General features: G+C 57.2%; 24 protein-coding genes. 13 read left to right on the top strand and 11 right to left on the bottom strand.

From position 1 onward, the window contains the following. Window positions 1-6: 6 nt before the first annotated feature. Window positions 7-726, bottom strand: coding sequence for a fatty acid metabolism transcriptional regulator FadR (gene fadR, locus GO007_RS16655; protein WP_095101787.1), 720 nt, complete (start codon window positions 724-726; stop codon window positions 7-9). A 241-nt stretch (window positions 727-967) separates the two neighbouring features. On the opposite strand from fadR, the gene nhaB reads away from it, so the two are divergent. From nhaB to GO007_RS16640, 3 genes are all read left to right on the top strand, one after another. Continuing rightward, on the top strand, window positions 968-2,518 hold the full coding sequence (nhaB, locus tag GO007_RS16650; protein ID WP_095101785.1) for a sodium/proton antiporter NhaB: 1,551 nt from the start codon (window positions 968-970) through the stop codon (window positions 2,516-2,518). Window positions 2,519-2,656: 138 nt separating this feature from the next. Continuing rightward, window positions 2,657-3,187: a disulfide bond formation protein DsbB gene (dsbB, locus tag GO007_RS16645; RefSeq protein ID WP_095101783.1), complete on the top strand. Its 531-nt coding sequence runs from the start codon at window positions 2,657-2,659 to the stop codon at window positions 3,185-3,187. A gap of 261 nt (window positions 3,188-3,448) precedes the next feature. Beyond that, on the top strand, window positions 3,449-3,793 hold the full coding sequence (locus GO007_RS16640) for a TehB family protein (protein WP_041146175.1): 345 nt from the start codon (window positions 3,449-3,451) through the stop codon (window positions 3,791-3,793). Between the two features lie 90 nt (window positions 3,794-3,883). Here the strand turns inward: GO007_RS16640 and GO007_RS16635 are convergent, their stop codons facing one another. The 3 genes from GO007_RS16635 to GO007_RS16625 all read right to left on the bottom strand — a co-directional run bounded on the left by GO007_RS16635 (window position 3,884) and on the right by GO007_RS16625 (window position 5,454). Next, on the bottom strand, window positions 3,884-4,330 hold the full coding sequence (locus GO007_RS16635) for a YcgN family cysteine cluster protein (RefSeq protein ID WP_076947366.1): 447 nt from the start codon (window positions 4,328-4,330) through the stop codon (window positions 3,884-3,886). Window positions 4,331-4,423: 93 nt separating this feature from the next. Beyond that, window positions 4,424-5,083 (bottom strand): fumarylacetoacetate hydrolase family protein, encoded by a 660-nt coding sequence (locus GO007_RS16630; protein ID WP_095101781.1) that lies wholly within the window; start codon window positions 5,081-5,083, stop codon window positions 4,424-4,426. A gap of 92 nt (window positions 5,084-5,175) precedes the next feature. Next, window positions 5,176-5,454 carry a YcgL domain-containing protein gene (locus GO007_RS16625; protein ID WP_095101779.1) on the bottom strand — a complete coding sequence of 93 codons (279 nt, stop codon included), beginning with the start codon at window positions 5,452-5,454 and terminating at the stop codon, window positions 5,176-5,178. 126 nt (window positions 5,455-5,580) lie between these two features. Between GO007_RS16625 and minC the strand changes: the two genes are divergently transcribed. From minC to minE, 3 genes are read left to right on the top strand one after another with little or no spacing between them, the layout of a single operon-like run. Beyond that, window positions 5,581-6,279: a septum site-determining protein MinC gene (gene minC / locus GO007_RS16620; RefSeq protein ID WP_095101777.1), complete on the top strand. Its 699-nt coding sequence runs from the start codon at window positions 5,581-5,583 to the stop codon at window positions 6,277-6,279. A gap of 23 nt (window positions 6,280-6,302) precedes the next feature. After that, window positions 6,303-7,115, top strand: a complete 813-nt coding sequence (minD, locus tag GO007_RS16615; protein ID WP_041146180.1) for a septum site-determining protein MinD — start codon at window positions 6,303-6,305, stop codon at window positions 7,113-7,115. 3 nt (window positions 7,116-7,118) lie between these two features. Next, complete coding sequence (gene minE / locus GO007_RS16610) at window positions 7,119-7,388, top strand: cell division topological specificity factor MinE (RefSeq protein ID WP_002910902.1); 270 nt, start codon at window positions 7,119-7,121, stop codon at window positions 7,386-7,388. Between the two features lie 83 nt (window positions 7,389-7,471). Here the strand turns inward: minE and rnd are convergent, their stop codons facing one another. The 5 genes from rnd to GO007_RS16585 all read right to left on the bottom strand — a co-directional run bounded on the left by rnd (window position 7,472) and on the right by GO007_RS16585 (window position 13,882). Next, window positions 7,472-8,587 (bottom strand): ribonuclease D, encoded by a 1,116-nt coding sequence (gene rnd / locus GO007_RS16605; protein ID WP_189339888.1) that lies wholly within the window; start codon window positions 8,585-8,587, stop codon window positions 7,472-7,474. A gap of 81 nt (window positions 8,588-8,668) precedes the next feature. Beyond that, window positions 8,669-10,354 (bottom strand): long-chain-fatty-acid--CoA ligase FadD, encoded by a 1,686-nt coding sequence (gene fadD, locus GO007_RS16600; protein ID WP_095101773.1) that lies wholly within the window; start codon window positions 10,352-10,354, stop codon window positions 8,669-8,671. A 219-nt stretch (window positions 10,355-10,573) separates the two neighbouring features. Then, on the bottom strand, window positions 10,574-11,170 hold the full coding sequence (locus tag GO007_RS16595) for a Slp family lipoprotein (protein WP_095101771.1): 597 nt from the start codon (window positions 11,168-11,170) through the stop codon (window positions 10,574-10,576). 38 nt (window positions 11,171-11,208) lie between these two features. Beyond that, the gene (tsaB, locus tag GO007_RS16590) at window positions 11,209-11,904 is read right to left on the bottom strand and encodes a tRNA (adenosine(37)-N6)-threonylcarbamoyltransferase complex dimerization subunit type 1 TsaB (protein ID WP_095101769.1); all 696 of its coding nucleotides are present in this window, start codon (window positions 11,902-11,904) and stop codon (window positions 11,209-11,211) included. Window positions 11,905-11,971: 67 nt separating this feature from the next. Beyond that, window positions 11,972-13,882: an ATP-dependent DNA helicase gene (locus GO007_RS16585; protein ID WP_095101767.1), complete on the bottom strand. Its 1,911-nt coding sequence runs from the start codon at window positions 13,880-13,882 to the stop codon at window positions 11,972-11,974. Between the two features lie 194 nt (window positions 13,883-14,076). On the opposite strand from GO007_RS16585, the gene GO007_RS16580 reads away from it, so the two are divergent. Beyond that, window positions 14,077-14,421, top strand: coding sequence for a RidA family protein (locus tag GO007_RS16580; RefSeq protein WP_041146187.1), 345 nt, complete (start codon window positions 14,077-14,079; stop codon window positions 14,419-14,421). Here the strand turns inward: GO007_RS16580 and GO007_RS16575 are convergent, their stop codons facing one another. Further along, window positions 14,422-14,622 (bottom strand): YoaH family protein, encoded by a 201-nt coding sequence (locus tag GO007_RS16575; RefSeq protein WP_095101765.1) that lies wholly within the window; start codon window positions 14,620-14,622, stop codon window positions 14,422-14,424. Between the two features lie 87 nt (window positions 14,623-14,709). Between GO007_RS16575 and pabB the strand changes: the two genes are divergently transcribed. The 4 genes from pabB (at window position 14,710) to GO007_RS16555 (ending at window position 19,992) form a co-directional block, all read left to right on the top strand. After that, complete coding sequence (pabB, locus tag GO007_RS16570) at window positions 14,710-16,065, top strand: aminodeoxychorismate synthase component 1 (protein WP_095101763.1); 1,356 nt, start codon at window positions 14,710-14,712, stop codon at window positions 16,063-16,065. A gap of 3 nt (window positions 16,066-16,068) precedes the next feature. After that, window positions 16,069-16,647: a CoA pyrophosphatase gene (locus tag GO007_RS16565; RefSeq protein WP_095101761.1), complete on the top strand. Its 579-nt coding sequence runs from the start codon at window positions 16,069-16,071 to the stop codon at window positions 16,645-16,647. Between the two features lie 278 nt (window positions 16,648-16,925). Continuing rightward, complete coding sequence (gene sdaA, locus GO007_RS16560) at window positions 16,926-18,290, top strand: L-serine ammonia-lyase (RefSeq protein ID WP_095102272.1); 1,365 nt, start codon at window positions 16,926-16,928, stop codon at window positions 18,288-18,290. Window positions 18,291-18,414: 124 nt separating this feature from the next. Further along, window positions 18,415-19,992: an EAL domain-containing protein gene (locus GO007_RS16555; protein ID WP_095101759.1), complete on the top strand. Its 1,578-nt coding sequence runs from the start codon at window positions 18,415-18,417 to the stop codon at window positions 19,990-19,992. 38 nt (window positions 19,993-20,030) lie between these two features. On the opposite strand, the gene yoaE is transcribed toward GO007_RS16555, so the two are convergent. Beyond that, the gene (gene yoaE / locus GO007_RS16550) at window positions 20,031-21,590 is read right to left on the bottom strand and encodes a CNNM family cation transport protein YoaE (protein WP_095101757.1); all 1,560 of its coding nucleotides are present in this window, start codon (window positions 21,588-21,590) and stop codon (window positions 20,031-20,033) included. A 453-nt stretch (window positions 21,591-22,043) separates the two neighbouring features. Here yoaE and manX point away from each other — a divergent pair, with 453 nt between their 5' ends. Next, the gene (gene manX, locus GO007_RS16545; RefSeq protein WP_095101755.1) at window positions 22,044-23,015 is read left to right on the top strand and encodes a PTS mannose transporter subunit IIAB; all 972 of its coding nucleotides are present in this window, start codon (window positions 22,044-22,046) and stop codon (window positions 23,013-23,015) included. A 55-nt stretch (window positions 23,016-23,070) separates the two neighbouring features. Continuing rightward, window positions 23,071-23,871: a PTS mannose/fructose/sorbose transporter subunit IIC gene (locus tag GO007_RS16540; protein ID WP_045859157.1), complete on the top strand. Its 801-nt coding sequence runs from the start codon at window positions 23,071-23,073 to the stop codon at window positions 23,869-23,871. Window positions 23,872-23,882 lie beyond the last annotated feature (11 nt).

The following is a 23,882-nucleotide window of genomic DNA, read 5'->3' as shown; positions in this document are numbered from 1 at the left end:
CGGGTCTTAGCGCATACCGATGACTAAATCACCCGGCAGCGTTTTCTGCATACGATGCCAGATTTCACCGCTGTCATGCCCGTAGCGACGGACGATCTCATAAACCTGCTCGTGCTGCCCCTCTTCACAGACTTTAGCCAGCTGGTGATAGAAGCCCAGCGCCAGGCTGCGCGCTTCCGGATTGGCAAAATAGTGACGGCCAATGCGGGTATAGAGCCCCTTCATGCCGTTGAGGATCAGACCGTAGATCGGGTTGCCGGAGGCAAACGCCAGGCCGCGGAAAATACCGTAATCGAGATCGGCGAAGGCGTCCGCGTGGTCTTCCACCTCACGCGCCGCGGCAAGAACCTGGAGCGCGTTTTCAGGATGCTGACGGAAGGCCGTGCGGATAAAGATAGTGGAGATATTGGTACGCACCGACAGCAGGTTATCAATCAGCTGCGGGACGCTGTCGTGATCGAGGCGCGCCAGCGTTTCGAGAATATTCAGACCCGACGTTTCCCAGAAGTTGTTCACCTTCGTCGGTTTGCCGTGCTGTATCGTTAACCAACCGTCACGTGCCAGACGCTGCAGAACTTCGCGTAAGGTCGTACGGGTAACACCAATAAGTTCAGAAAGCTCACGTTCGGCGGGGAGAATTGTGCCCGGGGGAAAGCGATTATTCCATATACTTTCAATGATGTACTCTTCCGCGAAGCCCGCAGGGCTCTGCGCCTTAATGACCATAGTAAGATTTCCATTACACAGCGTTGCAAATTCTACTCATCATACCAGAGCAGCTATAGGGCAGATAGCGCCAGGAGGTAATTAAAAGGGGATCGCCGTTTCATTTTGAGATTTTGCTCCTGGTACTTGATGAAACCGGGCGCGAGGCGAACCAGGTTGCTACCCTTTTTACTCAACTGTTAGTCTTGCAAATAGTTATACGTAAAATCATGTCAATATTTGACGGGGAAGGATGTCTGTCGTGGAAATGTCTTATGGTCGCGCCCTGTGGCGTAATTTTCTTGGCCAGTCTCCGGACTGGTATAAGCTCACCTTAATTGTCTTCTTAATCCTTAACCCGCTGCTGTTCTGCTTCAATCCGTTTGTCGCCGGCTGGCTGCTGGTTGTTGAGTTTATTTTTACCCTGGCGATGGCGCTCAAATGCTACCCGCTGCTGCCCGGCGGCCTGCTGGCTATCGAAGCGGTATTTATCGGGATGACCAGCGCGGAGCATATTCGCGATGAGATCGCCGGCAACCTCGAAGTGCTCCTGCTGCTGATATTTATGGTGGCGGGGATCTACTTTATGAAGCAGCTGCTGCTGTTTATCTTTACCCGTCTGCTGCTGGGTATCCGCAGCAAAATGCTGCTGTCGCTGGCCTTTTGTCTGGCGGCGGCGTTCCTCTCCGCCTTCCTCGATGCGCTAACCGTGGTGGCGGTAGTGATTAGCGTCGCGGTTGGATTTTACGGTATTTATCATCGCGTGGCCTCCGCGCGGCCCGACGATCGCGATCTGCTGGACGATAGCCATATCGATCCGCACTATCGCGACGTACTGGAGCAGTTCCGCGGCTTTTTGCGTAGCCTGATGATGCACGCGGGCGTGGGTACCGCGCTGGGCGGCGTGATGACCATGGTTGGCGAACCGCAAAACCTGATCGTCGCGAAAGCCGCCGGATGGCACTTTGCCGGATTCTTCTTGCGCATGGCGCCGGTGACGCTGCCGGTCATCGTCTGCGGCCTGCTCACCTGCCTGCTGGTGGAGAAGTTCAGGCTGTTCGGCTACGGCGAACCGCTGCCGCCCGCGGTGCGTAAGGTTCTGCAGGATTATGACGATCGCAGCCGGCGCCAGCGCAGCCGTCAGGATCGCCTGCGGCTTATCGCCCAGGGGATTATCGGTATCTGGCTGATTACCGCGCTGGCCCTGCATCTGGCGGAAGTCGGCCTGATCGGTTTATCGGTGATTGTGCTGGCCACTACCTTCTCCGGCGTGACCGATGAGCACGCTATTGGTAAAGCCTTTACCGAGGCGCTGCCGTTCACCGCGCTACTGACGGTCTTTTTCGCCGTGGTCGCGGTGATTATCGACCAGCGCCTGTTCTCCCCGGTGATCCAGTTCGTACTGCAGGCGTCGCCGCACGCCCAGCTGTCGCTGTTCTATCTGTTTAACGGCCTGCTGTCATCCATTTCCGATAACGTCTTCGTTGGCACGGTCTATATCAACGAGGCCAAAACCGCGCTCCAGCAGGGAGCCATCAGCCTGCCGCAGTTTGAGCTGCTGGCCGTCGCGATTAATACCGGGACCAACCTGCCTTCGGTCACCACGCCTAACGGGCAGGCGGCGTTCCTGTTCCTGCTGACCTCCGCGCTGGCGCCGTTGATTCGCCTCTCCTACGGGCGAATGGTATGGATGGCGCTGCCTTACACCATCGTGATGACCCTGGTCGGGCTGCTGGGCGTTGAGTTTACGCTGATGCCAGCGACGCAGTGGATGCTCGAACAGGGCTGGCTTGTGACGCCGCAGCTTCCCTGAAGCTGACGCGATATCGGCACATCCGCAACCCGCCGCCGGATGTGCAATATTTTTACGTAATATTTTCGGACTAGCTGCTGGCGTCGGTTCGGTTTTCGTTTACACTGCCATGATTTAGCATGTTTCAGGGAAAAGACTATGTTGCGATATTTAAACCAGTGCTCAAGGGGACGCGGAGCCTGGCTCCTGATGGCGTTCACCGCTTTCGCTCTTGAGCTGGTTGCGCTGTGGTTCCAGCACGTTATGTTGCTGCAGCCTTGCGTAATGTGTATTTACGAACGCTGTGCGCTATTAGGCATTATGGGAGCCGGTATCGTCGGCGCCATCGCACCGAAAACGCCGCTGCGCTATGTGGCGCTGGTTATCTGGCTCTATAGCGCGCTGCGGGGGCTGCAGCTGGCATGGGAACATACCATGATTCAGCTTCACCCTTCTCCGTTCCAGACCTGCGATTTTGCCGCCCGCTTCCCAACGTGGCTGCCGCTGGATAAGTGGCTGCCGCAGATGTTCGTGGCCAGCGGCGACTGTTCCGTGCGTCAATGGGAGTTTCTGACGCTGGAGATGCCGCAGTGGCTGGTGGGGATCTTTGCCGCCTACCTGGTTGTGGCGGTGCTGGTTGTGATTGCTCAGCCGTTCAAACCTAAAAAACGCGATCTGTTCGGTCGCTAATCCCGTCGCGGTGAAGTCGCGCCGCCGAGAGCAAAGCCTGTCAGTGAAACCGCTGGCAGGTTTTTTTTTGCCCCATCCCGTATTCTCTCCACGATGCTGAACGTTCGCTGATGAAAAGGCGCAGCGAAGGCGCATGTTCCGCCTGAGGTTCGGGTCGGCAGCATAGCGCCTTTACGCGTTTTTTCTCTCCCGCGAGTTGACGTTCGCCCCTATAAGCTGCATATTAAATGCATCTTATTCGCGTCCGCTAAGGAGCTCACGATGTCTCACCTGCGTATTCCGGCTAACTGGAAAGTTAAACGCTCCACCCCCTTCTTTACCAAAGAGAACGTACCTGCCGCCCTGCTCACCCACCACAACACCGCCGCCGCCGTTTTCGGCCAGCTTTGCGTGATGGAAGGGACGGTAACTTATTATGGTTTCGCTGATGAACAGGCGACAGAGCCGGAGGTCAAAGTGGTGATTAACGCCGGGCAGTTTGCGACCAGCCCGCCTCAGTACTGGCATCGCATCGAATTAAGCGACGATGCCCAGTTCAATATCAACTTCTGGGTTGAAGATGACGCCGACGGCGAAAACGGGCTGTTCCACAGCAAAAAGTCGTAACCCCGCCTGCCGATGGCTGATAACAGAAAACCCGCCGGTGGCGGGTTTTCTGTTTTAGCCGTTCTGTCTGGCGCGGCGGGCAGCGAGCGGCTACTGCGCCCAGTCAGGCTTGTTTAAAATATGGTCCTGCCAGTCGTTGACGGTGGACTCTTTCACCGCAATATGGCGCACGGAAATACGCTCGCCGTGCATCGCCGCCTTCGATCCGGTTAACAGCGGGTGCCAGTGCGGCAGCGGCTGACCTTCCGCAAGCAGGCGATAGGCGCAGGTTGGCGGCAGCCACTCAAAGGTCGGCAGGTTGTCTCGCGTAAGCTTGATGCAGTCCGGCTCATACTCGAAGCGCCGCTCATAGTTACGACACTGGCAGGTTTTAATATTTAACTGACGGCAGGCGACGTTAGTAAAATAGATTTCGTCAGTATCCTCATCCATCAGCTTATGCAGGCAGCACTGTCCGCAGCCGTCGCACAGTGATTCCCACTCCGCGTCGGCCATTTGCTCCAGCGTTTTATGTTGCCAGAAGAGTTGTTCGCTCATAGGGATGTCCGTCATTGCAATTCAGGGTGCACCTTATAACCAGTCTGGCACGCCGATGCAAGTTTTGCCGCCTCGGGAGGCGGCAAAAGGACGTTACAGTACGCGAGTGGACAGGGTTAAACCGTTAAAACCGACTTCCAGCTCGTCGCCGCTATTCAGCGGGCCGACGCCTTCCGGGGTGCCGGTAAGCACCACGTCGCCGGCCTTCAGGGTAAAGAAGCGCGACATATAGGCAATCAGCGGCACAATTTTATGGATCATATCGGCGGTGGTGCCCTGCTGGCGAGCAGCGCCGTTCACCTTCAGGCTCAGCGCCGTGTTCTGCGGGTCACCGTGGAACTCGGCTGCGGGGATAAAACCGGAGATCGGGCAGGAGTTGTCGAATCCCTTGGCCTTCTCCCACGGCTGGCCGGCTTTTTTCATTTTGCCCTGCAGGTCGCGCAGGGTCAGATCCAGCGCCACGCCGTAGCCCGCGATCGCTTTAAGCACGTGCTCTTCGGTCGCCTGGCGCAGCGTGCTGCCAATCAGCACCGCCAGCTCCACTTCGTGATGCACCGATCCCAGCCCCTCAGGAAGCACCAACGGCTGACGGATATCGCATAACGCCGTCTCAGGTTTAATAAACAGCACCGGTTCTTCCGGCGTCGCACTGCCCATTTCCTTGATGTGGTTTGCATAATTGCTGCCCACGCAAACGACCTTGCTTACCGGAAAATCCAGTAATGCTCCCTGCCAGTTATGATGTTGGTACATTATTTCCCCTTAGTGGGTGAATCAGAGTGATACCCTTTTACTTCAGGCCGCCTCGGCGCGAACGACGTTCCCCTTCCGGCAGTCTGAATTATTTAAGGATTATTCCCCTGTTCCGCCAGGTGTTTCTTGAGTAAATTCTCAGGCGGTGGAGGAAGCTGTAGATAATAGCCCTGATCGCTCAACGCCTGTTTGACTTTTTCCAGGTCAGCGCCGACCAGTTTTTTACGCCCGTCGAGCGGCAGCAGCATGGTCATTTTCGGCGCGCCGAAGCTGCTCATTAATTCAGGGGGCACACGTGAGAAATCGTCCTTTTTTTCGACATATAAATAGGTTTGCTCACGTTTAGTACTTCGATAGATCACACAAAACATAGTTTTACCCGGAATTAGACTCGTGGTCACTTGCCTCAATATATGAGTGACTATAACATGCCTTTTAGTCTTCGGAATATCACCGCACTTCGGCGGGTGATAAACAGCAAATTGAGTAAGGCCAGGATGTCAAATACGCCAATCGAACTTAAGGGCAGTAGCTTCACCTTATCTGTCGTTCATTTGCACGACGCAAATCCCGAGGTTATTCGTCAGGCGTTAGAAGACAAAATCGCCCAGGCCCCCGCTTTTTTACGTCACGCCCCGGTCGTTGTGAATATTAGCAACATCGAAAATGTCGTCGACTGGCGCGCTATGCAGGAGGCGATCGCCGGCACCGGTTTACGCATTATCGGCGTGAGCGGCTGCAAAGCCCCGCGTCTGAAAACGGAAATCGACCGCACGGGGATCCCTTTGCTGACGGAAGGGAAAGAAAAAATGCCGCGTCAGGCGCCGCCGGAACCGGTCGTCGCTGCGCCAGTTGTTAATCAGATCACAAAAACGCGTTTGATTGACCTGCCGGTACGTTCCGGTCAGCGCATTTATGCACCAAACTGTGATCTAATTGTTACAAATCATGTGAGTGCCGGAGCGGAACTTATCGCCGACGGCAATATCCATGTATATGGCATGATGCGAGGTCGTGCACTCGCAGGCGCAGGCGGCGACAGAGAAGCCCAAATATTTTGTTCACACCTCACGGCGGAGCTGGTATCCATCGCTGGGGAATACTGGCTGAGTGATAATATCCCGGCCGAATTTTATGGCAAAGCGGCGCGTCTGCGTCTGGGCGATAACGCTTTGACTATTCAACCGTTGAGTTAGTCCCTTTTTAACAAGGAATTTCTATGGCACGCATTATTGTTGTGACTTCGGGTAAAGGGGGCGTCGGCAAGACCACCTCCAGCGCGGCCATCGCTACTGGTTTGGCCCAGAAGGGAAAGAAGACCGTCGTTATCGACTTCGACATTGGCCTGCGTAACCTTGACCTGATCATGGGCTGCGAGCGCCGGGTGGTTTATGACTTCGTTAACGTTATTCAGGGTGACGCCACGCTGAATCAGGCGTTAATCAAAGATAAGCGCACCGAAAACCTCTACATCCTCCCCGCTTCCCAGACGCGTGATAAAGACGCTCTGACCCGCGAAGGCGTAGACAAGGTTCTTGAAGAACTGAAAAAAATGAATTTCGATTTTGTTGTCTGCGATTCACCTGCAGGCATCGAAACCGGTGCGCTGATGGCGCTGTATTTCGCTGACGAAGCCATCATCACCACTAACCCGGAAGTCTCCTCCGTTCGTGACTCCGACCGCATCCTCGGTATTCTTGCGTCCAAATCCCGCCGCGCGGAAAATGGTGAAGAGCCGATCAAAGAGCATCTGCTGCTGACCCGCTACAACCCAGGTCGCGTCAATAAAGGCGACATGCTGAGCATGGAAGACGTTCTGGAAATTCTGCGTATCAATCTGGTAGGCGTGATTCCGGAAGATCAGTCCGTGCTGCGTGCGTCGAACCAGGGTGAGCCGGTTATTCTGGATGATGCGTCGGACGCAGGTAAGGCCTACGCCGATACCGTCGAACGTCTGCTCGGAGAAGAACGTCCTTTCCGCTTCATTGAAGAAGAGAAGAAAGGTTTCCTCAAACGCCTGTTCGGAGGATAAATTATGGCATTACTCGACTTTTTTCTCTCGCGGAAAAAGAACACGGCCAACATTGCGAAAGAGCGCCTGCAAATCATCGTCGCGGAGCGTCGTCGCGGCGATGCTGAACCGCATTACCTGCCGCAGCTACGAAAAGATATTCTGGAAGTGATCTGTAAGTATGTGCAGATCGACCCGGAAATGGTCAGCGTGCAGCTGGAGCAGCGAGACGGTGATATTTCGATTCTGGAGTTGAACGTGACTTTACCAGAAACGGAAGAGTCGAAATCCTGACGCTGGCTCCTCCCGATAGCCTTGCGCTGTCGGGCCAGTTTGTTGCATAAGCCCGGAGATCACCCCGGGCTATTTGCCGTGGCCTAGCGCGGATATTCGCTTAACAGCGCCCGCAGGCGATCGGCCATCAGTTCGCTACGCCAGCCGGAAATCAGCTCCGGCAGAGCATTTCCGCTCTTCAACTGCCAGTGCCAGTTCAGCAGCTGGTTAATCTGCCGTCTGGACGCCAGCAGCTCGGCGCTCAGCCCGGTCCCGGTGCTCACCTCCTGCACCAGCGCTTTAATCTCTTTAAACACCTTGCGGTATCCCGGCATATCGACCAGGTTTTGCAGCGGTTCAGGCAACGCCTCTTCCGGCAGCTCCTGCGCTTTCGCCACCAGGCTTATCAGCGTTTTACCGTGGAAACGAATTTCACTTCCGGATAGCCCGAGGCTATCGAGCTCTCCGAGGCTGCCGGGCATATAGCGCGCCACGCTCCACAGGTGCTCTTCACGCACGACAAAATTGACCGCCATGTCGCGATCCCGCGCTTTGCGCAGGCGCCACTCTGCCAGTAGCTGCAGGCAGCCGAGCTGGCGGGTGCGCAGCTGCCAGGCGTTGCCGATATCGCGCCACGCCTGCGCAGGGTCCTGCACTTCCTGGCGGCGCTGCTGCATCAGGCGGCACTCGTCCAGCGCGGCGGGCAGCCAGCCGGCGGCTTCCGTTTCGGCCATCAGCCTGCTGGCGATGGGCAGCAGATACCAGACATCCGCCGCGGCATAGTCGCACTGGCGTTCGGTCAGCGGACGGGCCAGCCAGTCGGTACGCGATTCGCTCTTATCCAGCGCCACGCCGGAATACTCTTCAACCATCGATGCAAAGCCCCATGACATCGGGCGGCCGCAGAACGCCGCCAGGATTTGGGTGTCAATCAGCGGCTGCGGCATCAGGCTAAAGGTGTTGAGGAACACTTCCAGATCTTCACTGCCGGCGTGCAGGTATTTGGTGACGTTTTGATTTAGCAGCAGTTCACGCATCGGCGCCCAATCGGTGATTTCCAGCGGGTCGATGAGCGAAACCTGCTCGCCATCAAACAGCTGCAGCAGTCCCAGCTGCGGATAATAGGTACGGGTGCGGACAAATTCCGTATCCAGCGCAACCGCAGCTGCCGCGCTTGCCGCTTCACAGACGGTGCGAAGACCATCGTTGGTGGTAATCATCTGATAGTTCAAATCATGCTCTCTTAACTGGCGCCCATAAAAAACGCCGGCTTAGCCGGCGTCTGGCGATTCACTCTTAGCTCAGGCTTTATTGTCTACTTTAGCGCGAGCTTCGTCACGAAGTTCTCGCCGTAAAATTTTCCCGACATTCGATTTTGGCAGCTCATCACGAAACTCAACCAGCTTGGGAACCTTATAGCCCGTCAGCTGGCGGCGGCAGAAGGCGATCAGCGCCTCTTCAGTCAGCGTCGCATCTTTCTTGACGACAAAAATCTTCACCGCTTCACCGCTGCTGCCGGACGGTACGCCGACCGCCGCCACTTCCTGAACCCCGGAATGCTGCATCACCACGTCTTCAATTTCATTGGGGTAGACGTTAAATCCGGAGACCAGAATCATATCTTTTTTACGATCGACAATCCGCAGGAAGCCATCGTCGTCCATCACCGCGATATCGCCGGTGTGCAGCCAGCCGTCTTTGATGATTTCCGCGGTGGCGTCCGGGCGCTGCCAGTACCCCAGCATCACCTGCGGGCCTTTCACGCACAGCTCGCCCGGTTGGCCCGGCGCGACTTCGTTATCGTCATCGTCCACCAGCTTCGCTTCCGTCGACGGGACCGGCAGCCCGATACTTCCGCTGTGGTAGTCAATATCGTGCGGGTTAACGCTGACCAGCGGCGCGCACTCGGTCAGGCCGTAGCCCTCCAGCAGATACTGTCCGGTGAGCTTCACCCAGCGTTCGGCCACAACCTGCTGGACCGGCATCCCGCCGCCGGCGGAGAGGTGCAGCGTGGAGAAATCGAGCTGCTGAAACTCTTTGTTATTCAGCAAGGCGTTAAACAGGGTATTGACCCCGGTCATCGCGGTGAACGGATATTTAGCCAGCTCCTTCACCAGCCCCGGAATGTCACGCGGGTTGGTAATCAGCAGGTTCTGCCCGCCAAGCTCGATAAACAGCAGGCAGTTCATGGTCAGCGCAAAAATGTGGTACAGCGGTAAAGCCGTCACCACCAGCTCTTTGCCCCGGTGCAGCAGCGGCCCGTAGGTGGCGTTGACCTGTTCAAGGTTGGCCAGCATATTGCGATGGGTCAGCATGGCCCCTTTCGCTACGCCGGTCGTACCGCCGGTGTACTGCAGGAACGCCAGATCTTCACAGACGATCTCCGGCTTGACGTACTGCATCCGGTAGCCGTGCTGCAGCGCGCTGCGAAACGAGATGGCGTCAGGCAGATCGTATTTTGGCACCAGCCGCTTGATGTACTTGACGACGAAGTTAACCAGGGTGCCTTTCGCCGTCGACAGCTGATCGCCCATTCGCGTCAGAATCACGTGCCTGACCTGAGTTTTATCGACCACCTTCTCCAGGGTATGTGCAAAGTTTGAGACGATCACGATTGCCGCGGCGCCGCTGTCGTTCAGCTGATGCTCAAGCTCGCGCGGCGTATATAGCGGGTTGACGTTAACCACGATCATCCCGGCGCGGAGGATCCCGAACAGCGCAATGGGATACTGCAGCAGGTTGGGCATCATCAGCGCCACGCGGTCGCCCTTTTTCAGCCCCAGCCCCTGCTGAAGGTAAGCGGCAAAAGCGCGGCTGCGCTCCTCCAGCTTACGGTAGGTCATCACCTCGCCCATGTTGATAAACGCCGGCTGGTCGGCATAGCGCGCGGCGGCTTGTTCAAACAATTCAACCAGGGATTGATAGCGGTCAGGATTTATCTCCGCAGGAACATCGGCGGGATAACGGTTTAGCCAAACCTTTTTCACTGCATCACCTCTGAAATAGTTATTCGTCGTCATCACACCCCCTGATCAACAAACATTCTGTTAACATTATATTAACTCAGCGTACCAGTTTATTAATTAGGCGTTTTGCAGGTTGCGAAGCGCGTCACTATTTATTTTTCTTATCAGACCAGAAACAAAGAAACAGCGGACTGGCCGCTGTTTCTTTTAGCTTACGAATAGCTTAGAAAAACCGCAAAATCATTCGGTTACCACATTTCTGACTTCCGCAGGGCCTGGATTATACCAGCCCCAGCCGCCGTAGCCCCACGGGGATGGGCCGTAGCCCCAGCGACGCGGGCCGAACATCCACGGATCAATCGGCTGCGGCGGCATAACCACCTGCTGCACAACGTTCCAGCGCTTATAGCCGATGACGTTCATCTGCATAAACTTATACGGCGTGCCGCCGACCTTGCCGTCGACAACGCCGGCAATCGGGCCAACCACCGTTACCAGCTGACCGCGGAAGTCCACCGGGTCGAGGAAGCCGTTAACGTCGGCGAAAATACGCCCGCGCGAAGGCTCGCCCAGCTCGGGCCGGGCGGCGCTGTCCAGCGGCACCGTGGCGATTTCTAAGCGGGTTTTGCCCTGCTGATTCATAATGTTGACCACTTTGCCGCCAAAGCGAGCTTCCTGACCAACGTACAGCTGCGGTGCGGCCATGACCCGCACTAAATCCTGCTGCGGCGTCGGGGTAGAGCCCTTGATGGCATCCGGTACCGAAACGCAGCCACTTAACGCGGCGGCAACGGCGCCCGCCAACAGCCAACGTACTACTTTAGTTTGACCCGCCATGATGCGACTCCTTCTCTCAGTCTTATGTTTACTGAGATTCATCCTCGGCCAGGAAGTTTCTTCCAGGCCACTTCGTTACGCAAATAAACCGGCTCGGCGTTCTCTACGGCAACGGTTTTACCGACGGAAAGCAGGTGACAGGCCAGCGGCAGCATATCTTCCGCTGCCGGCAGCGCAATTTCGCCGTCGGTTAAGGTCAGCGAGGAGTCCTTCGCCAGATCGGGCCACGCCGGCCAGCCGGTACCAACGGTTGCCCAGGCCCCCTCAAGCTGCTGCAGACGTTCGCTGACGGCCTCCGGCTTGAGGACCGCTTCGGTCTCTTCGCCGTGCCAGACGCCCTGCTCGTCGCGCTGATATTCCGCCCAGTAAACCTCTCCCATGCGGGCATCAATGGCGGCCAGCACGCGGGTGGCGCCGGTTTTACGCCATGCGCCCTGCGCCATAGTGGCCAGCGTAGAAACGCCGATCATCGGCAGTTCGGCGCCGAGCGCCAGGCCTTGCGCAATGCCGATGCCGATGCGCACGCCGGTAAAGCTACCCGGCCCGCGGCCGAACGCCAGCGCATCCAGTTCGGTCAGTAAGACGTTGCTTTCATTGAGGACATCCTGCACCAGAGGCAGAATACGTTGCGTATGTTCGCGGGGGCAGATTTCGAAATGAGCACAAAGGGTGCCATCATTCCACAGCGCCGCGGAGCAGGCCTCCGTGGCGGTATCGATAGCCAAAATTCGCATGAGTTGTCGCGCTCTCGCTATAGCAGATTGACAAAATGGCGCGCAGTTTATCACATTTTACGCCAGATCACCGCCCCGGCGGCACGGCGAGGAAGCGCACCGCCCGGCGGATATCGCGGGTTCGCGGCGCGGGGGGCAGGCTGGCAAGGAATACCGCGCCGTAGGGGCGCATCACCAGACGGTTATCGCAAATGACCAGCACTCCGCGGTCGTCAATATCGCGGATCAGGCGCCCCACGCCCTGCTTGAGGGTGATCACCGCATCCGGCAGCTGAACCTCGTCGAACGGGTCGCCGCCGCGCAGCCGGCAGTCTTCCATTCGCGCTTTCAGCAGCGGATCGTCGGGAGAGGTGAAGGGAAGCTTGTCGATAATCACCAAAGAGAGCGCATCGCCGCGCACGTCGACCCCTTCCCAGAAGCTGCTGGTCGCCACCAGCAGCGCGTTACCGGCGCTGACGAACTGCTGCAACAGCTGTCCTTTGCTGGTCTCCCCCTGCAGGAGAACCGGCAGCGTCATGGTCGCGCGGAACTGCTCCGCCAGATCGCGCATCATGGCGTGGGAGGTGCACAGCATAAAGCAGCGCCCGTCGTTAGCCTCAATTAGCGGCTTAAGCATCGCGGCCAGATGACGCGCCGCGCCGGGCTGATTCGGCAGCGGAAGATTGCGCGGCACGCAGAGCAGCGTCTGGTGCGCATAATCAAACGGGCTGGGCAACAGCAGCGACTCGGCCTCTTCAATACCGAGGCGAGAGGTAAAGTGGCGCAGATCGTCATTTACCGACAGCGTTGCCGAGGTGAAAATCCAGCTGCCGGGCTTTTGCGCCATCACTTCTTTAAACTTTTCGGCGACGGTCAGCGGGGTCAAGGCCAGCGTAAAGTGGCGCGAGGTACATTCGTACCAGTAGCTGAAGCCCGGCTGGTTAATCTCTTTCAGCCGCTTCAGCCGCGCGCGGTAAACCGTCGCCCGCTCAAAGGCGGCATCCAGCAGCGCGGAGCGCCCAAGGGAGAGCTTAGCCACGTCGTAGCAGAGCTCCAGCGCGTCATCGAGCAGCAGCAGCGCGCGCTGGATATGGCTATCGGCCAGCAGGTCGCGCAGGTTGCCGCGATAGCCGGGGTCCCCGAGCTGCAGACGAAAATCCTGCGCGCTCTGGGCCAGGCGATCGGCGCATTTTTGCAGCTGCTGGGTATCTTTCAGTTCGGTGCGGTAGGCGATGGTGATGTCTTTCGCCAGGTCCTGCAGCTGGCGGCTGGAGAGCGACTGGCCAAAATACTGGCTGGCAATATCCGGCAGCTGATGCGCTTCATCGAAGATCATCACCTCCGCTTCGGGGATGAGCTCAGCGAAGCCGCTCTCTTTAACCACCATATCGGCAAGGAACAGGTGATGGTTGACCACCACCACGTCGGCGTCCATCGCCTTTTTACGCGCTTTAACCACGAAGCAGTCTTTATACAGCGGGCAATCGCTGCCCAGGCAGTTGTCATTGGTGCTGGTGACCAGCGGCCAGGCCTGGGAGTCCTCCGCCACGCTGACGCAGGTGCTGACATCGCCGTCGATAGTTTGGTTGGACCACGATCGCAGCAGGATGACATCGCTCAAAATTTGCACCGGCAGATCGCCCCCGGCCAGCGCCTGTTGCTCAAGACGCTCCAGGCACAGGTAGTTCGACCGCCCTTTCAGCAGCGCCAGTTTACCTTTAAATTTAAGCGCCTTGGCCACGGTTGGCAGGTCGCGGCTGTAGAGCTGATCCTGCAGCGCCTTCGAGCCGGTGGAGATAATCACCTTTTTGTTTGCCCGCAGCGCGGGCGCCAGGTAGGCGTAGGTTTTACCGGTTCCGGTCCCTGCTTCGACCACCAGAGGCCGCGTTTCCTCAATAGCCTGCGTCACCGCCACCGCCATCTGGCGCTGCGGCTCGCGTGGTTTGAATCCCGGAATCGCGTTGGCCAACTGGCCGTCTGCTGCAAAATCGTCGATCACAATGCCCCCTGGTTATTTGGACAGTGATTATGTCAGGGAGGAGGTCTTTTCACCAGCCCGGGTAGTGACGCGGGCGGAACATTATGGCAGTCTTGCCCCCGTCAAATGGATATACCCGTCGTCTTTCGGGAGCTTTCCGCGCCGGTTCCGCCGGCAGAGCTGCCTGAAATTCATTGGATAGAGAGGAAACTGAAATGACTATTACGCGTATCGATGCCGAAGCCCGCTGGTCTGATGTTGTGATCCACAACCAGACGCTTTATTACACCGGCGTGCCGGCAAATCTCGACGCGGGCGCTGAAGAGCAAACCGCCAATACTCTGGCGCAGATTGACGCGGTGCTTGAGAAACAGGGTAGCAACAAATCGCGTATTCTCGACGCCACCATTTTCCTTGCGGACAAAAGCGATTTTGCCGCGATGAACAGAGCCTGGGACGCCTGGGTTGTTGCCGGTCACGCGCCGGTTCGCTGCACCGTTCAGGCAGCGCTGATGAAAGCAGAATACAAAGTCGAAATTAAAATTATCGCCGCCGTCTAATTACGCGTCTTCGCTCTCGTCTTCGTCTTCATCATCTTCAAAGCGCGCTACGATCCGGTCGCCGGTATGCGTGGCGCGCAGTTCGTTGGCGACCAGACGAATCGCCTCACCGCTGCTCATCCCCTGCGACATCAGATCCTGGATACGTTCTACTGCTTTTTGCTGTTGCTCGTGGCTCAGCGAAGGTAAACCTGCAAACATAACTGACTCCTGCTACATTGTGGGGCGTAATTATTTCACGCCGTCCCCTTATAAGCCAGCGGGCGGTAACGATCAGGATCGAGGAAGATGTTGTCCCCCGCTATTATTACCCTGCCCTGGCATCCGGATGCCGCCGAGCGCTACTTTGCGCCCTTAAGCGCAGCGCCCTGGGCGATGCTGCTACACTCAGGCTTTGCCGATCACCCGCATAACCGTTTTGATATTATGGTGGCCGAGCCGCGCGCAACGCTGACTACCCGCGGCGGCCTCACCACGGTGAACGACGGCCGAACGCTGACGACGTCCGCCGACGATCCGCTAAAAATAGTGGCGCAACAGCTGGCGCAGTGCGGATTAGCGCCGCAGGCCCATCCGCACCTGCCGTTCCTTGGCGGCGCGCTGGGGCTGTTCGGCTACGATCTGGGGCGTCGTTTTGAAAACCTGCCGTCTCAGGCCGACGCGGATATTGCGCTGCCGGATATGGCGGTCGGCATTTACGACTGGGCGCTGATCGTCGATCACCAGCGTTGTGAAGTCTCGCTGCTGAGCTACGGCGATCCCCAGGCGCGCCTGCAGTGGCTGAGGGCGCAATCGGCCCCAGCGGCGGCACCTTTTAGCCTGACCTCGGCCTGGCATTCGAATATGAGCCGCGAGCAGTATGGCGAGAAATTCCGCCAGGTACAGGCGTGGCTGCAGAGCGGCGATTGCTACCAGGTCAACCTGGCTCAGCGCTTCCAGGCCCGCTATCAGGGCGACGAGTGGCAGGCATTTTGCCAGCTTAACCGCGCCAACAGAGCCCCGTTCAGCGCCTTTATTCGCCTCGAGGAAGGCGCGGTCCTGAGCCTCTCTCCGGAGCGTTTTATCCAGCTTCATCAGGGTGAAATCCAGACCCGGCCGATTAAAGGCACCCTCCCGCGGCTGGCCGATCCTCAGCAGGACGCTCGCCAGGCAGAAAAGCTGGCTAACTCGGCGAAAGACCGCGCGGAAAACTTGATGATCGTCGATTTGATGCGCAACGATATTGGCCGGGTTGCCGAGCCCGGCAGCGTTCGCGTACCCGAGCTCTTCGTCGTTGAGCCGTTCCCGGCGGTCCACCATCTGGTCAGCACCATTACCGCCAGGCTACCGGCCCATCTTCACGCCAGCGACCTGCTGCGCGCGGCGTTTCCCGGCGGCTCCATTACTGGCGCCCCCAAGGTGCGCGCGATGCAAATTATCGATCGGCTGGAGCCGCAGCGGCGCAACGCGTGGTGCGGCAGCATCGGCTATCTCAGCCTGTGCGGCAATATGGACACCAGCATTACGATCCGCACGCTGACGGCGTGGCAGGGGCAGCTATACTGCTCTGCGGGCGGCGGGATTGTCGCGGATAGCGAAGAAGAGGCTGAATATCAGGAAACGTTTGATAAAGTTAACCGCATTCTGCAACAACTGGAGAGCTAGGATATGGCGGATAACGCCCTTGAGCTGGACGACTTTCTTTCGCGCTTTCAATTACTGCGCCCGCAGCCTTCGCAAGGCGCCCTCAATCAGCGCCAGGCCGCGGTGCTGGTACCGATTGTCCGTCGCCCGCAGCCGGGGCTGCTGCTTACCCAGCGTTCGCCGCGGATGCGTAAGCACGCCGGCCAGGTGGCCTTCCCGGGCGGAGCGGTCGATAACAGCGACGCGTCGCTGATTGCCGCCGCGCTCCGCGAGGCGCAGGAAGAGGTGGCTATTCCCCCTGAACAGGTGGAAATCATCGGCGTTCTGCCGCCGGTGGATAGCGTGACCGGCTTTCAGGTCACCCCGGTGGTGGGGATCATTCCGCCTAACCTGCGCTATCACGCCAGCCAGGATGAGGTGGCGGCGGTCTTTGAAATGCCGCTGGCCGAAGCGCTGCGCCTGGGCCGCTATCACCCTCTGGATATCCATCGCCGCGGGAACTCGCATCGGGTCTGGCTTTCCTGGTATCAGCATTATTTTGTCTGGGGAATGACCGCGGGGATTATCCGCGAGCTGGCCCTGCAAATCGGCGTCAAGCCCTGACGCCTTAATCGACTTTGCGCAGCCCTTCTTGCGGCTGCGTTCGCTCGCCGAACTCCCCCGCACCGCCCTTTGCGCCCCCCTCTTGCGGCTCCCCCGTCGGGCCCGTTACTTAGGGTATATACTTAAATATGACGGCGCTCTCAGCATTAGTAAATTCATGGTTATCCATTAGTTTAATTCATGTGAATAGTTAAGCTGATGCTACGGTTCCCTCTTACACTATGCGCAGTTATCACATCGTTGCCGCAGCCGCGGCAACCCTGTACTGGAGTGTTATGGTGATTAGTATATTCGACATGTTCAAGGTGGGGATTGGTCCCTCATCTTCCCATACTGTAGGGCCGATGAAAGCCGGTAAACAGTTCGTCGATGACCTGGTCGAAAAGGGACTACTTAATGACGTAACGCGCGTGGCGGTTGACGTCTACGGCTCGCTGTCATTAACCGGCAAAGGCCACCACACGGACATCGCCATTATCATGGGGCTGGCGGGCAATCAGCCCGATACGGTCGACATTGACGCGATTCCGGCATTTATTCGCGACGTAGAAGCCCGCGGACGCCTGCTGCTGGCGCAAGGGCAGCAGGAAGTCGATTTCCCGCAGGATGACGGTATGCGTTTTCGCAGCGACAACCTGCCGCTGCACGAAAACGGGATGACGATTCATGCCTGGGCCGGCGACAAAGAAATCTACAGCAAAACTTACTACTCCATCGGCGGCGGTTTTATCGTCGACGAAGATCATTTCGGCAAAGAGGATGCGGGAGAGCTCAGCGTTCCTTACCCGTTTAAATCGGCGCAGGAGATGCTGGGCTACTGCAAAGAGACCGGGCTGTCACTCTCCGGGATGGTGATGCAGAACGAACTGGCGCTGCACGGCAAAAAAGAGATTGAAGACTATTTTGCCAACGTCTGGCAGACCATGCGCGCCTGCATCGATCGCGGCATGAATACCGAAGGCGTACTGCCCGGGCCGCTGCGCGTACCGCGCCGCGCCTCTGCGCTGCGCCGCCTGCTGGTGGCCAGCGATAAGCTGTCCAGCGATCCGATGAACGTCATTGACTGGGTGAACATGTTTGCCCTCGCCGTCAACGAAGAGAACGCCGCCGGCGGCCGCGTCGTCACGGCCCCGACCAACGGCGCCTGCGGGATTGTGCCCGCGGTGCTGGCCTACTATGACCACTTTATTGAATCCGTCAGCCCTGATATCTACATTCGCTACTTTATGGCTTCCGGCGCCGTGGGCGCGCTGTACAAGATGAATGCCTCTATTTCAGGCGCTGAGGTGGGCTGTCAGGGCGAGGTTGGCGTGGCCTGTTCCATGGCCGCAGCCGGTCTTGCAGAGCTGCTCGGCGCCAGCCCTGAACAGGTGTGCGTGGCGGCGGAGATCGGTATGGAGCACAATCTGGGCCTCACCTGCGATCCCGTCGCCGGCCAGGTCCAGGTGCCGTGCATCGAACGTAATGCCATCGCATCGGTTAAAGCGATTAACGCCGCGCGCATGGCGATGCGCCGCACCAGCGAACCGCGCGTCTCCCTCGATAAAGTTATCGAGACGATGTACGAAACCGGCAAGGATATGAACGCCAAATATCGCGAGACCTCCCGCGGCGGTCTGGCCATCAAAGTACAGTGTGACTAAACCTTCGCAACCGAAATGCGCCCTAACCGGCGCATTTTTCTTCTTCTATTCATTTACACCCACTACACTTACTGTCTGACGATTGTTATTCTGAACGGTACTCAGAGTCGACAGGGTGTCGCGCATGCAGACTGCACATAAGGTCATCACGACATACCGCCGTAAACGTATCGTCGTATGTTTGATTGTTGCGTTATTAACGCTGACAACCACTCTGGTTATCCGATTTATTTCGCAGCGTAGCCTAAATCAGCAACGGATCCAGACGGTCACCAGTCAGATGGTGATGGCCATGGATAAAATTCTTCGCCCTCTTGAAAAGCAGCACCTGTCGATGCTGAATTTCGTCGGTCAGCCGTGCCGGGAAATTCACCTGCCCTTACGCAAGCTGGCGTCTTCGCTGCAAACGGTGCGAACTATCGCACTGGTGAAAGCGGATACTCTTTACTGCTCCAGTATTTATGGCGAACGTAATTTTAACCTTCATCAGCGCCAGCCCATGCTGCCGAGCAACCACCCTCTTCTGGTCTTCTCCACCGATGGATCGCTGCTGGTCGGCTCGCCGGTATTAATTCAGTGGTATCCGGCATCGATTAGCGGCTCCGACGGCGTAATGCTGATGATTAATATTGAGCTGCTGGGGGAGTTAATTCTCAACGCGAAATCACCGTTGATTACCGGTATTGGGCTGCGGGTCGGTAACAAAAGCTTTATTAACGGCCTTGGACTGGTGGACCACGACGCCATTCCGGGCGAGCGCGTCATTTATCGCCAGAGCTCTTCGCAGTTCCCCTTTACCATCAACGTCAGCGGCCCCGGAGCCTCGGCAATCGCCCTGCACGAACTCCCCGCCGAGCTGCCGCTGGCGCTGATCTTCACGCTGTTAACGACCGGCATAACCTGGCTCATAACCGCAGGCAGGCTCAGCTTTTCCCGTGAAATCAGCCTCGGTATCACCGCGCGTGAGTTCGAACTTTGGTGCCAGCCGCTGGAGGATCTGCGCAGCCAAAGGTGCTGCGGAGTCGAGATATTACTGCGCTGGAACAATCCGCGCCGGGGGAGGATCTCCCCCGATGTCTTTATTCCCATTGCCGAGGGTTACAATCTTATCGTTCCCCTCACCCGCTACGTGATCGCGGAAACCGCACGCCAGCTCAACCTTTTCCCTCAGGACAAAAGCTTCCATATTTCGATCAACGTCGCCGCCCGCCATTTTGCTAACGGCGAGCTGCTGCGCGATCTGCATCACTACTGGTTTAGCGCCCATCCCGTCCAGCAGCTGGTGGTGGAGCTCACGGAGCGCGACGTGCTGCAGGATGGCGATCGCCATATGGCCGAACATTTGCATTTCAAAGGCGTGCAGCTGGCAATCGACGATTTCGGCACCGGCAACAGCTCGCTGTCATGGCTGAAAAAACTCCGCCCCGACATCTTAAAAATTGATAAGTCCTTCACCAGCGCAATCGGCATCGACAGCGTAAATTCAACGGTGACGGATATGATTATTTCCCTGGCGCATCGCCTGGAAATTGTCACCATCGCGGAAGGCGTTGAAACAGAGGAGCAGGCGGAATACCTGCGTAACCACGGCGTCGATATCCTGCAGGGGTTTCGCTACGCCCGGCCGATGCCGGTTAACGAATTCCCGCAATGGCTGGCGGCGCACGATCTGGCGGCGGATGAGGAAACGGATAGTCAATAGCCTGCCGGCCTCCTGAGGAGACCGGCAGGTCGGCGGGATTACTCTTCTTCGTCGTGCTCGTGCCGCGTTTTAACGACGCGGACCAGATCGACGCGGTAGCTGTTGGCCTCAACGATGGTGAACCGCAGCGGCTCCAGCTCAACCACATCACCGGTGCGCGGGATATGGCCGTTGACGGCGATCACCAGCCCGGCCACCGTCGCAATATCCTCTTCTTCATTGACGATGTCATCCAGCCCCAGCGTCTGCTGCAGGGCGTGCAGGTCGGTTGAACCTTTGATCAGCCAGCCGTCGCCATCGGCAACAATCTCCGGCGTCTCATCGGCGTCCGGGAACTCGCCGGCAATCGCCTCCAGCACGTCCAGCGGCGTCACCAGCCCCTGCACCACGCCAAATTCGTTGGTCACAATGACGAAGCTGCCGCGGGCCCGGCGCAGAACGCCCAGCAGATTGATCGGGTCCAGGGTTTCCGGAACCACAATCGCCGGCGATGCCGAGGCGAGCGCCGCAACGTTCTCGCCGGCCTCCAGCGCCACCAGCATCTCTTTAGCGCGAACAATACCGATAATCTCATCCAGCTCGCCCCGGCACACCGGGAACAGGCTGTGCGGAGAGGAGAGCAGCTGGCGGCGAATCTCTTCTACACTCTGCTCGGCGTCCACCCAGCTGATTTCACCGCGCGGCGTCATGATGCCGCGCAGCGAACGCTGCGCGAGAGTCAGCACGCCGTTAATCATATAGCGCTCTTCTTCGGCGAACGCGCCCTCTGGCACCGGTACCGCGGACGGCATGTCGCCATCGTGCGTCACCGGATTCTGCTTACGGCTGCCCATCAAACGCAGGATCGCATCGGCGGTGCGCGCGCGCAGCGGCAGCGTCGACTGATGGCGGATAAAGTTGCGCCGCGCCACCTGGTTGAAGAACTCAATGGTGATTGAGAAGCCAATCGCAGCGTACAGGTAGCCTTTCGGTATATGGAAACCAAAGCCTTCGGCCACCAGGCTCAGGCCAATCATCAGCAGGAAGCTAAGGCACAGCACCACCACCGTTGGATGCTGGTTAACGAAGCGGGTCAACGGCTTCGATGCCAGCAGCATGACCATCATCGCAATCACCACCGCCGCCATCATGACCGGGAGGTGGTTTACCATACCCACGGCGGTAATCACCGCATCCAGCGAGAACACGGCATCAAGCACGACGATTTGCAGCACCACCACCCAGAAGCTGGCGTACCCCTTACCATGACCGGCATCGTGCTGGCGGTTTTCCAGCCGCTCGTGCAGTTCGGTCGTCGCCTTGAACAGCAGGAATATCCCCCCCAGCAGCATAATAAGATCGCGCCCGGAGAAGGAAAAATCAGCGATGCTGAACAGCGGTTTGGTTAAGGTCACCATCCACGAAATAACCGACAGCAGCCCCAGACGCATGAACAGCGCCAGCGACAGGCCAATCAGACGTGCTTTATCACGCTGCTTTGGCGGCAGTTTATCCGCAAGGATGGCAATAAATACCAGGTTGTCGATACCGAGCACGATCTCGAGGACGACCAGCGTCAACAAGCCGACCCAAATAGAGGGATCCATTAAGAATTCCATGAGTTGCTCCAGTTAACGACGGACGCAATCATCGCTATGTCATGCACAGGCGAGACAATTATTGCTGGTAAAAAAGCGTAGCAGATAGCGGTAGCGGTGGCAGACAGGTGCCAAAAGGTGAAAAGACGTCGATGAGGGTCCATACAGCGGGCTATGCCCTATACTCCTGAGTAGTTAAACGGAAGCTAAACATAGCAAAAAACAGAACCAGATTGGAAAAAAATTTACCTGTTTTTGCAATAGCTAAGGCTATTTTTTGCGCCGCGAAATTATTATTCGTAGATGCGTGATTAACGGATCTTCATCACATTAATTATTTTTTCACTATCTAAAATAATTCGCTGTAGTGATTATTTTATATCTTACACCCTTACTGAATCGATTTTGTTCGCAAGAGTGATTCAGGATGTATCACAACAGATGATGCATTCACCATAATAAAGGAGGTAGCAAGTGACGATTGCTATTGTAATAGGCACACATGGTTGGGCTGCAGAACAGCTGCTGAAAACGGCAGAAATGCTGTTGGGCGAGCAGGAAAACGTTGGCTGGATCGATTTCGTTCCCGGTGAAAACGCCGAAACGCTGATCGAAAAATACAACGCACAGCTGGCGAAGCTGGACACGGCTAAAGGCGTGTTGTTTCTCGTCGATACGTGGGGAGGAAGCCCGTTCAATGCGGCGAGCCGCATTGTCGTCGATAAAGAGCACTACGAAGTCATCGCCGGCGTCAACATTCCAATGCTGGTTGAAACGCTAATGGCCCGTGACGACGACCCGTCGTTCGACGAGCTGGTGGCGTTAGCGGTGGAAACCGGTCGTGAAGGCGTGAAAGCGCTGAAAGCGAAAGCGGTTGAAAAAGCGGCTCCGGCTCCCGTTCAGGCGGCAGCGCCACGAGCGGCAACCCCAGCTAAACCGATGGGTCCAAACGATTACATGGTTATCGGCCTGGCGCGTATCGATGACCGTCTTATCCACGGCCAGGTAGCGACCCGCTGGACCAAAGAAACCAACGTCACCCGTATTATCGTCGTCAGCGATGAAGTCGCAGCCGATACCGTACGAAAAACGTTGCTGACTCAGGTTGCACCTCCGGGCGTCACCGCCCACGTTGTTGATGTGGCTAAAATGATCCGCGTCTACAACAACCCTAAATACGCAGGCGAGCGCATTATGCTGCTGTTCACTAACCCGACTGACGTTGAGCGTGTTGTTGAAGGTGGCGTGAATATCACCACGGTCAACATCGGCGGTATGGCTTTCCGCCAGGGCAAAACGCAGGTGAACAACGCGATTTCGGTCGATGAGAAAGATATTGAAGCGTTCAAGAAGCTGAACGCCCGCGGTATCGAACTGGAAGCACGCAAAGTTTCCACCGACCAGAAACTGAAAATGATGGACCTGATCGCCAAGGTTAATAAATAACCCTGCGCTCGCGCCTGACTTTTCAACTTAAGACTTAATCAACAGGAGAAGTACAATGGAGATTACCCTTCTTCAGATTGTGCTGGTGTTCATCGTCGCGTGTATTGCGGGTATGGAGTCGGTACTTGATGAATTTCAGTTCCACCGTCCTCTGGTGGCCTGTACGCTGATTGGCGCCGTTCTCGGGGATATGAAAACCGGTATTATCATCGGTGGTACCCTGGAAATGATCGCCCTGGGCTGGATGAACATCGGTGCCGCCGTTGCGCCGGATGCCGCCCTGGCGTCCATCATCTCGACCGTTCTGGTTATCGCGGGTCACCAAAGCATTGGTGCCGGTATCGCGCTGGCTATCCCGCTGGCGGCGGCAGGCCAGGTTCTGACCATTATCGTCCGTACGATTACCGTTGCCTTCCAGCACGCTGCGGATAAAGCAGCGGAGAGCGGAAACCTGACGGCCATTTCCTGGCTTCACGTTTCGTCTCTGTTCCTGCAGGCCATGCGTATCGCTATCCCGGCCGTTATCGTCGCTATCTCCGTCGGTACCAGTGAAGTCCAGGGCCTGCTGAACGCCATTCCGGAAGTGGTAACCGGCGGTCTGAACATCGCGGGTGGCATGATCGTGGTAGTTGGTTACGCGATGGTCATCAACATGATGCGCGCAGGCTATCTGATGCCGTTCTTCTACCTCGGCTTCGTTACCGCTGCGTTCACCAACTTCAACCTGGTTGCTCTGGGCGTGATTGGTACCGTAATGGCAATCCTCTACATCCAGCTGAGCCCGAAATACAACCGCGTAGCGGGTGCGCCAGCGCAGGCTGCTGGTAATAACGATCTCGATAACGAACTGGACTAACAGGTGAGCGA

The organism is Klebsiella sp. 10-1, assembly GCF_009758445.1.
Taxonomy (GTDB): domain Bacteria; phylum Pseudomonadota; class Gammaproteobacteria; order Enterobacterales; family Enterobacteriaceae; genus Klebsiella; species Klebsiella scottii.
This window is presented reverse-complemented; position numbering and strand designations above follow the sequence as displayed.

Coding starts and splice junctions, on each gene's coding strand:
- fadR (WP_095101787.1), bottom strand. CDS start 726: ATGGTCATTAAGGCGCAGAGCCCTGCGGGCTTCGCGGAAGAGTACATC.
- dsbB (WP_095101783.1), top strand. CDS start 2,657: ATGTTGCGATATTTAAACCAGTGCTCAAGGGGACGCGGAGCCTGGCTC.
- GO007_RS16640 (WP_041146175.1), top strand. CDS start 3,449: ATGTCTCACCTGCGTATTCCGGCTAACTGGAAAGTTAAACGCTCCACC.
- GO007_RS16635 (WP_076947366.1), bottom strand. CDS start 4,330: ATGAGCGAACAACTCTTCTGGCAACATAAAACGCTGGAGCAAATGGCC.
- GO007_RS16630 (WP_095101781.1), bottom strand. CDS start 5,083: ATGTACCAACATCATAACTGGCAGGGAGCATTACTGGATTTTCCGGTA.
- GO007_RS16625 (WP_095101779.1), bottom strand. CDS start 5,454: ATGTTTTGTGTGATCTATCGAAGTACTAAACGTGAGCAAACCTATTTA.
- minC (WP_095101777.1), top strand. CDS start 5,581: ATGTCAAATACGCCAATCGAACTTAAGGGCAGTAGCTTCACCTTATCT.
- minD (WP_041146180.1), top strand. CDS start 6,303: ATGGCACGCATTATTGTTGTGACTTCGGGTAAAGGGGGCGTCGGCAAG.
- minE (WP_002910902.1), top strand. CDS start 7,119: ATGGCATTACTCGACTTTTTTCTCTCGCGGAAAAAGAACACGGCCAAC.
- rnd (WP_189339888.1), bottom strand. CDS start 8,587: ATGATTACCACCAACGATGGTCTTCGCACCGTCTGTGAAGCGGCAAGC.
- GO007_RS16595 (WP_095101771.1), bottom strand. CDS start 11,170: ATGGCGGGTCAAACTAAAGTAGTACGTTGGCTGTTGGCGGGCGCCGTT.
- tsaB (WP_095101769.1), bottom strand. CDS start 11,904: ATGCGAATTTTGGCTATCGATACCGCCACGGAGGCCTGCTCCGCGGCG.
- GO007_RS16580 (WP_041146187.1), top strand. CDS start 14,077: ATGACTATTACGCGTATCGATGCCGAAGCCCGCTGGTCTGATGTTGTG.
- GO007_RS16575 (WP_095101765.1), bottom strand. CDS start 14,622: ATGTTTGCAGGTTTACCTTCGCTGAGCCACGAGCAACAGCAAAAAGCA.
- pabB (WP_095101763.1), top strand. CDS start 14,710: ATGTTGTCCCCCGCTATTATTACCCTGCCCTGGCATCCGGATGCCGCC.
- GO007_RS16565 (WP_095101761.1), top strand. CDS start 16,069: ATGGCGGATAACGCCCTTGAGCTGGACGACTTTCTTTCGCGCTTTCAA.
- GO007_RS16555 (WP_095101759.1), top strand. CDS start 18,415: ATGCAGACTGCACATAAGGTCATCACGACATACCGCCGTAAACGTATC.
- yoaE (WP_095101757.1), bottom strand. CDS start 21,590: ATGGAATTCTTAATGGATCCCTCTATTTGGGTCGGCTTGTTGACGCTG.
- GO007_RS16540 (WP_045859157.1), top strand. CDS start 23,071: ATGGAGATTACCCTTCTTCAGATTGTGCTGGTGTTCATCGTCGCGTGT.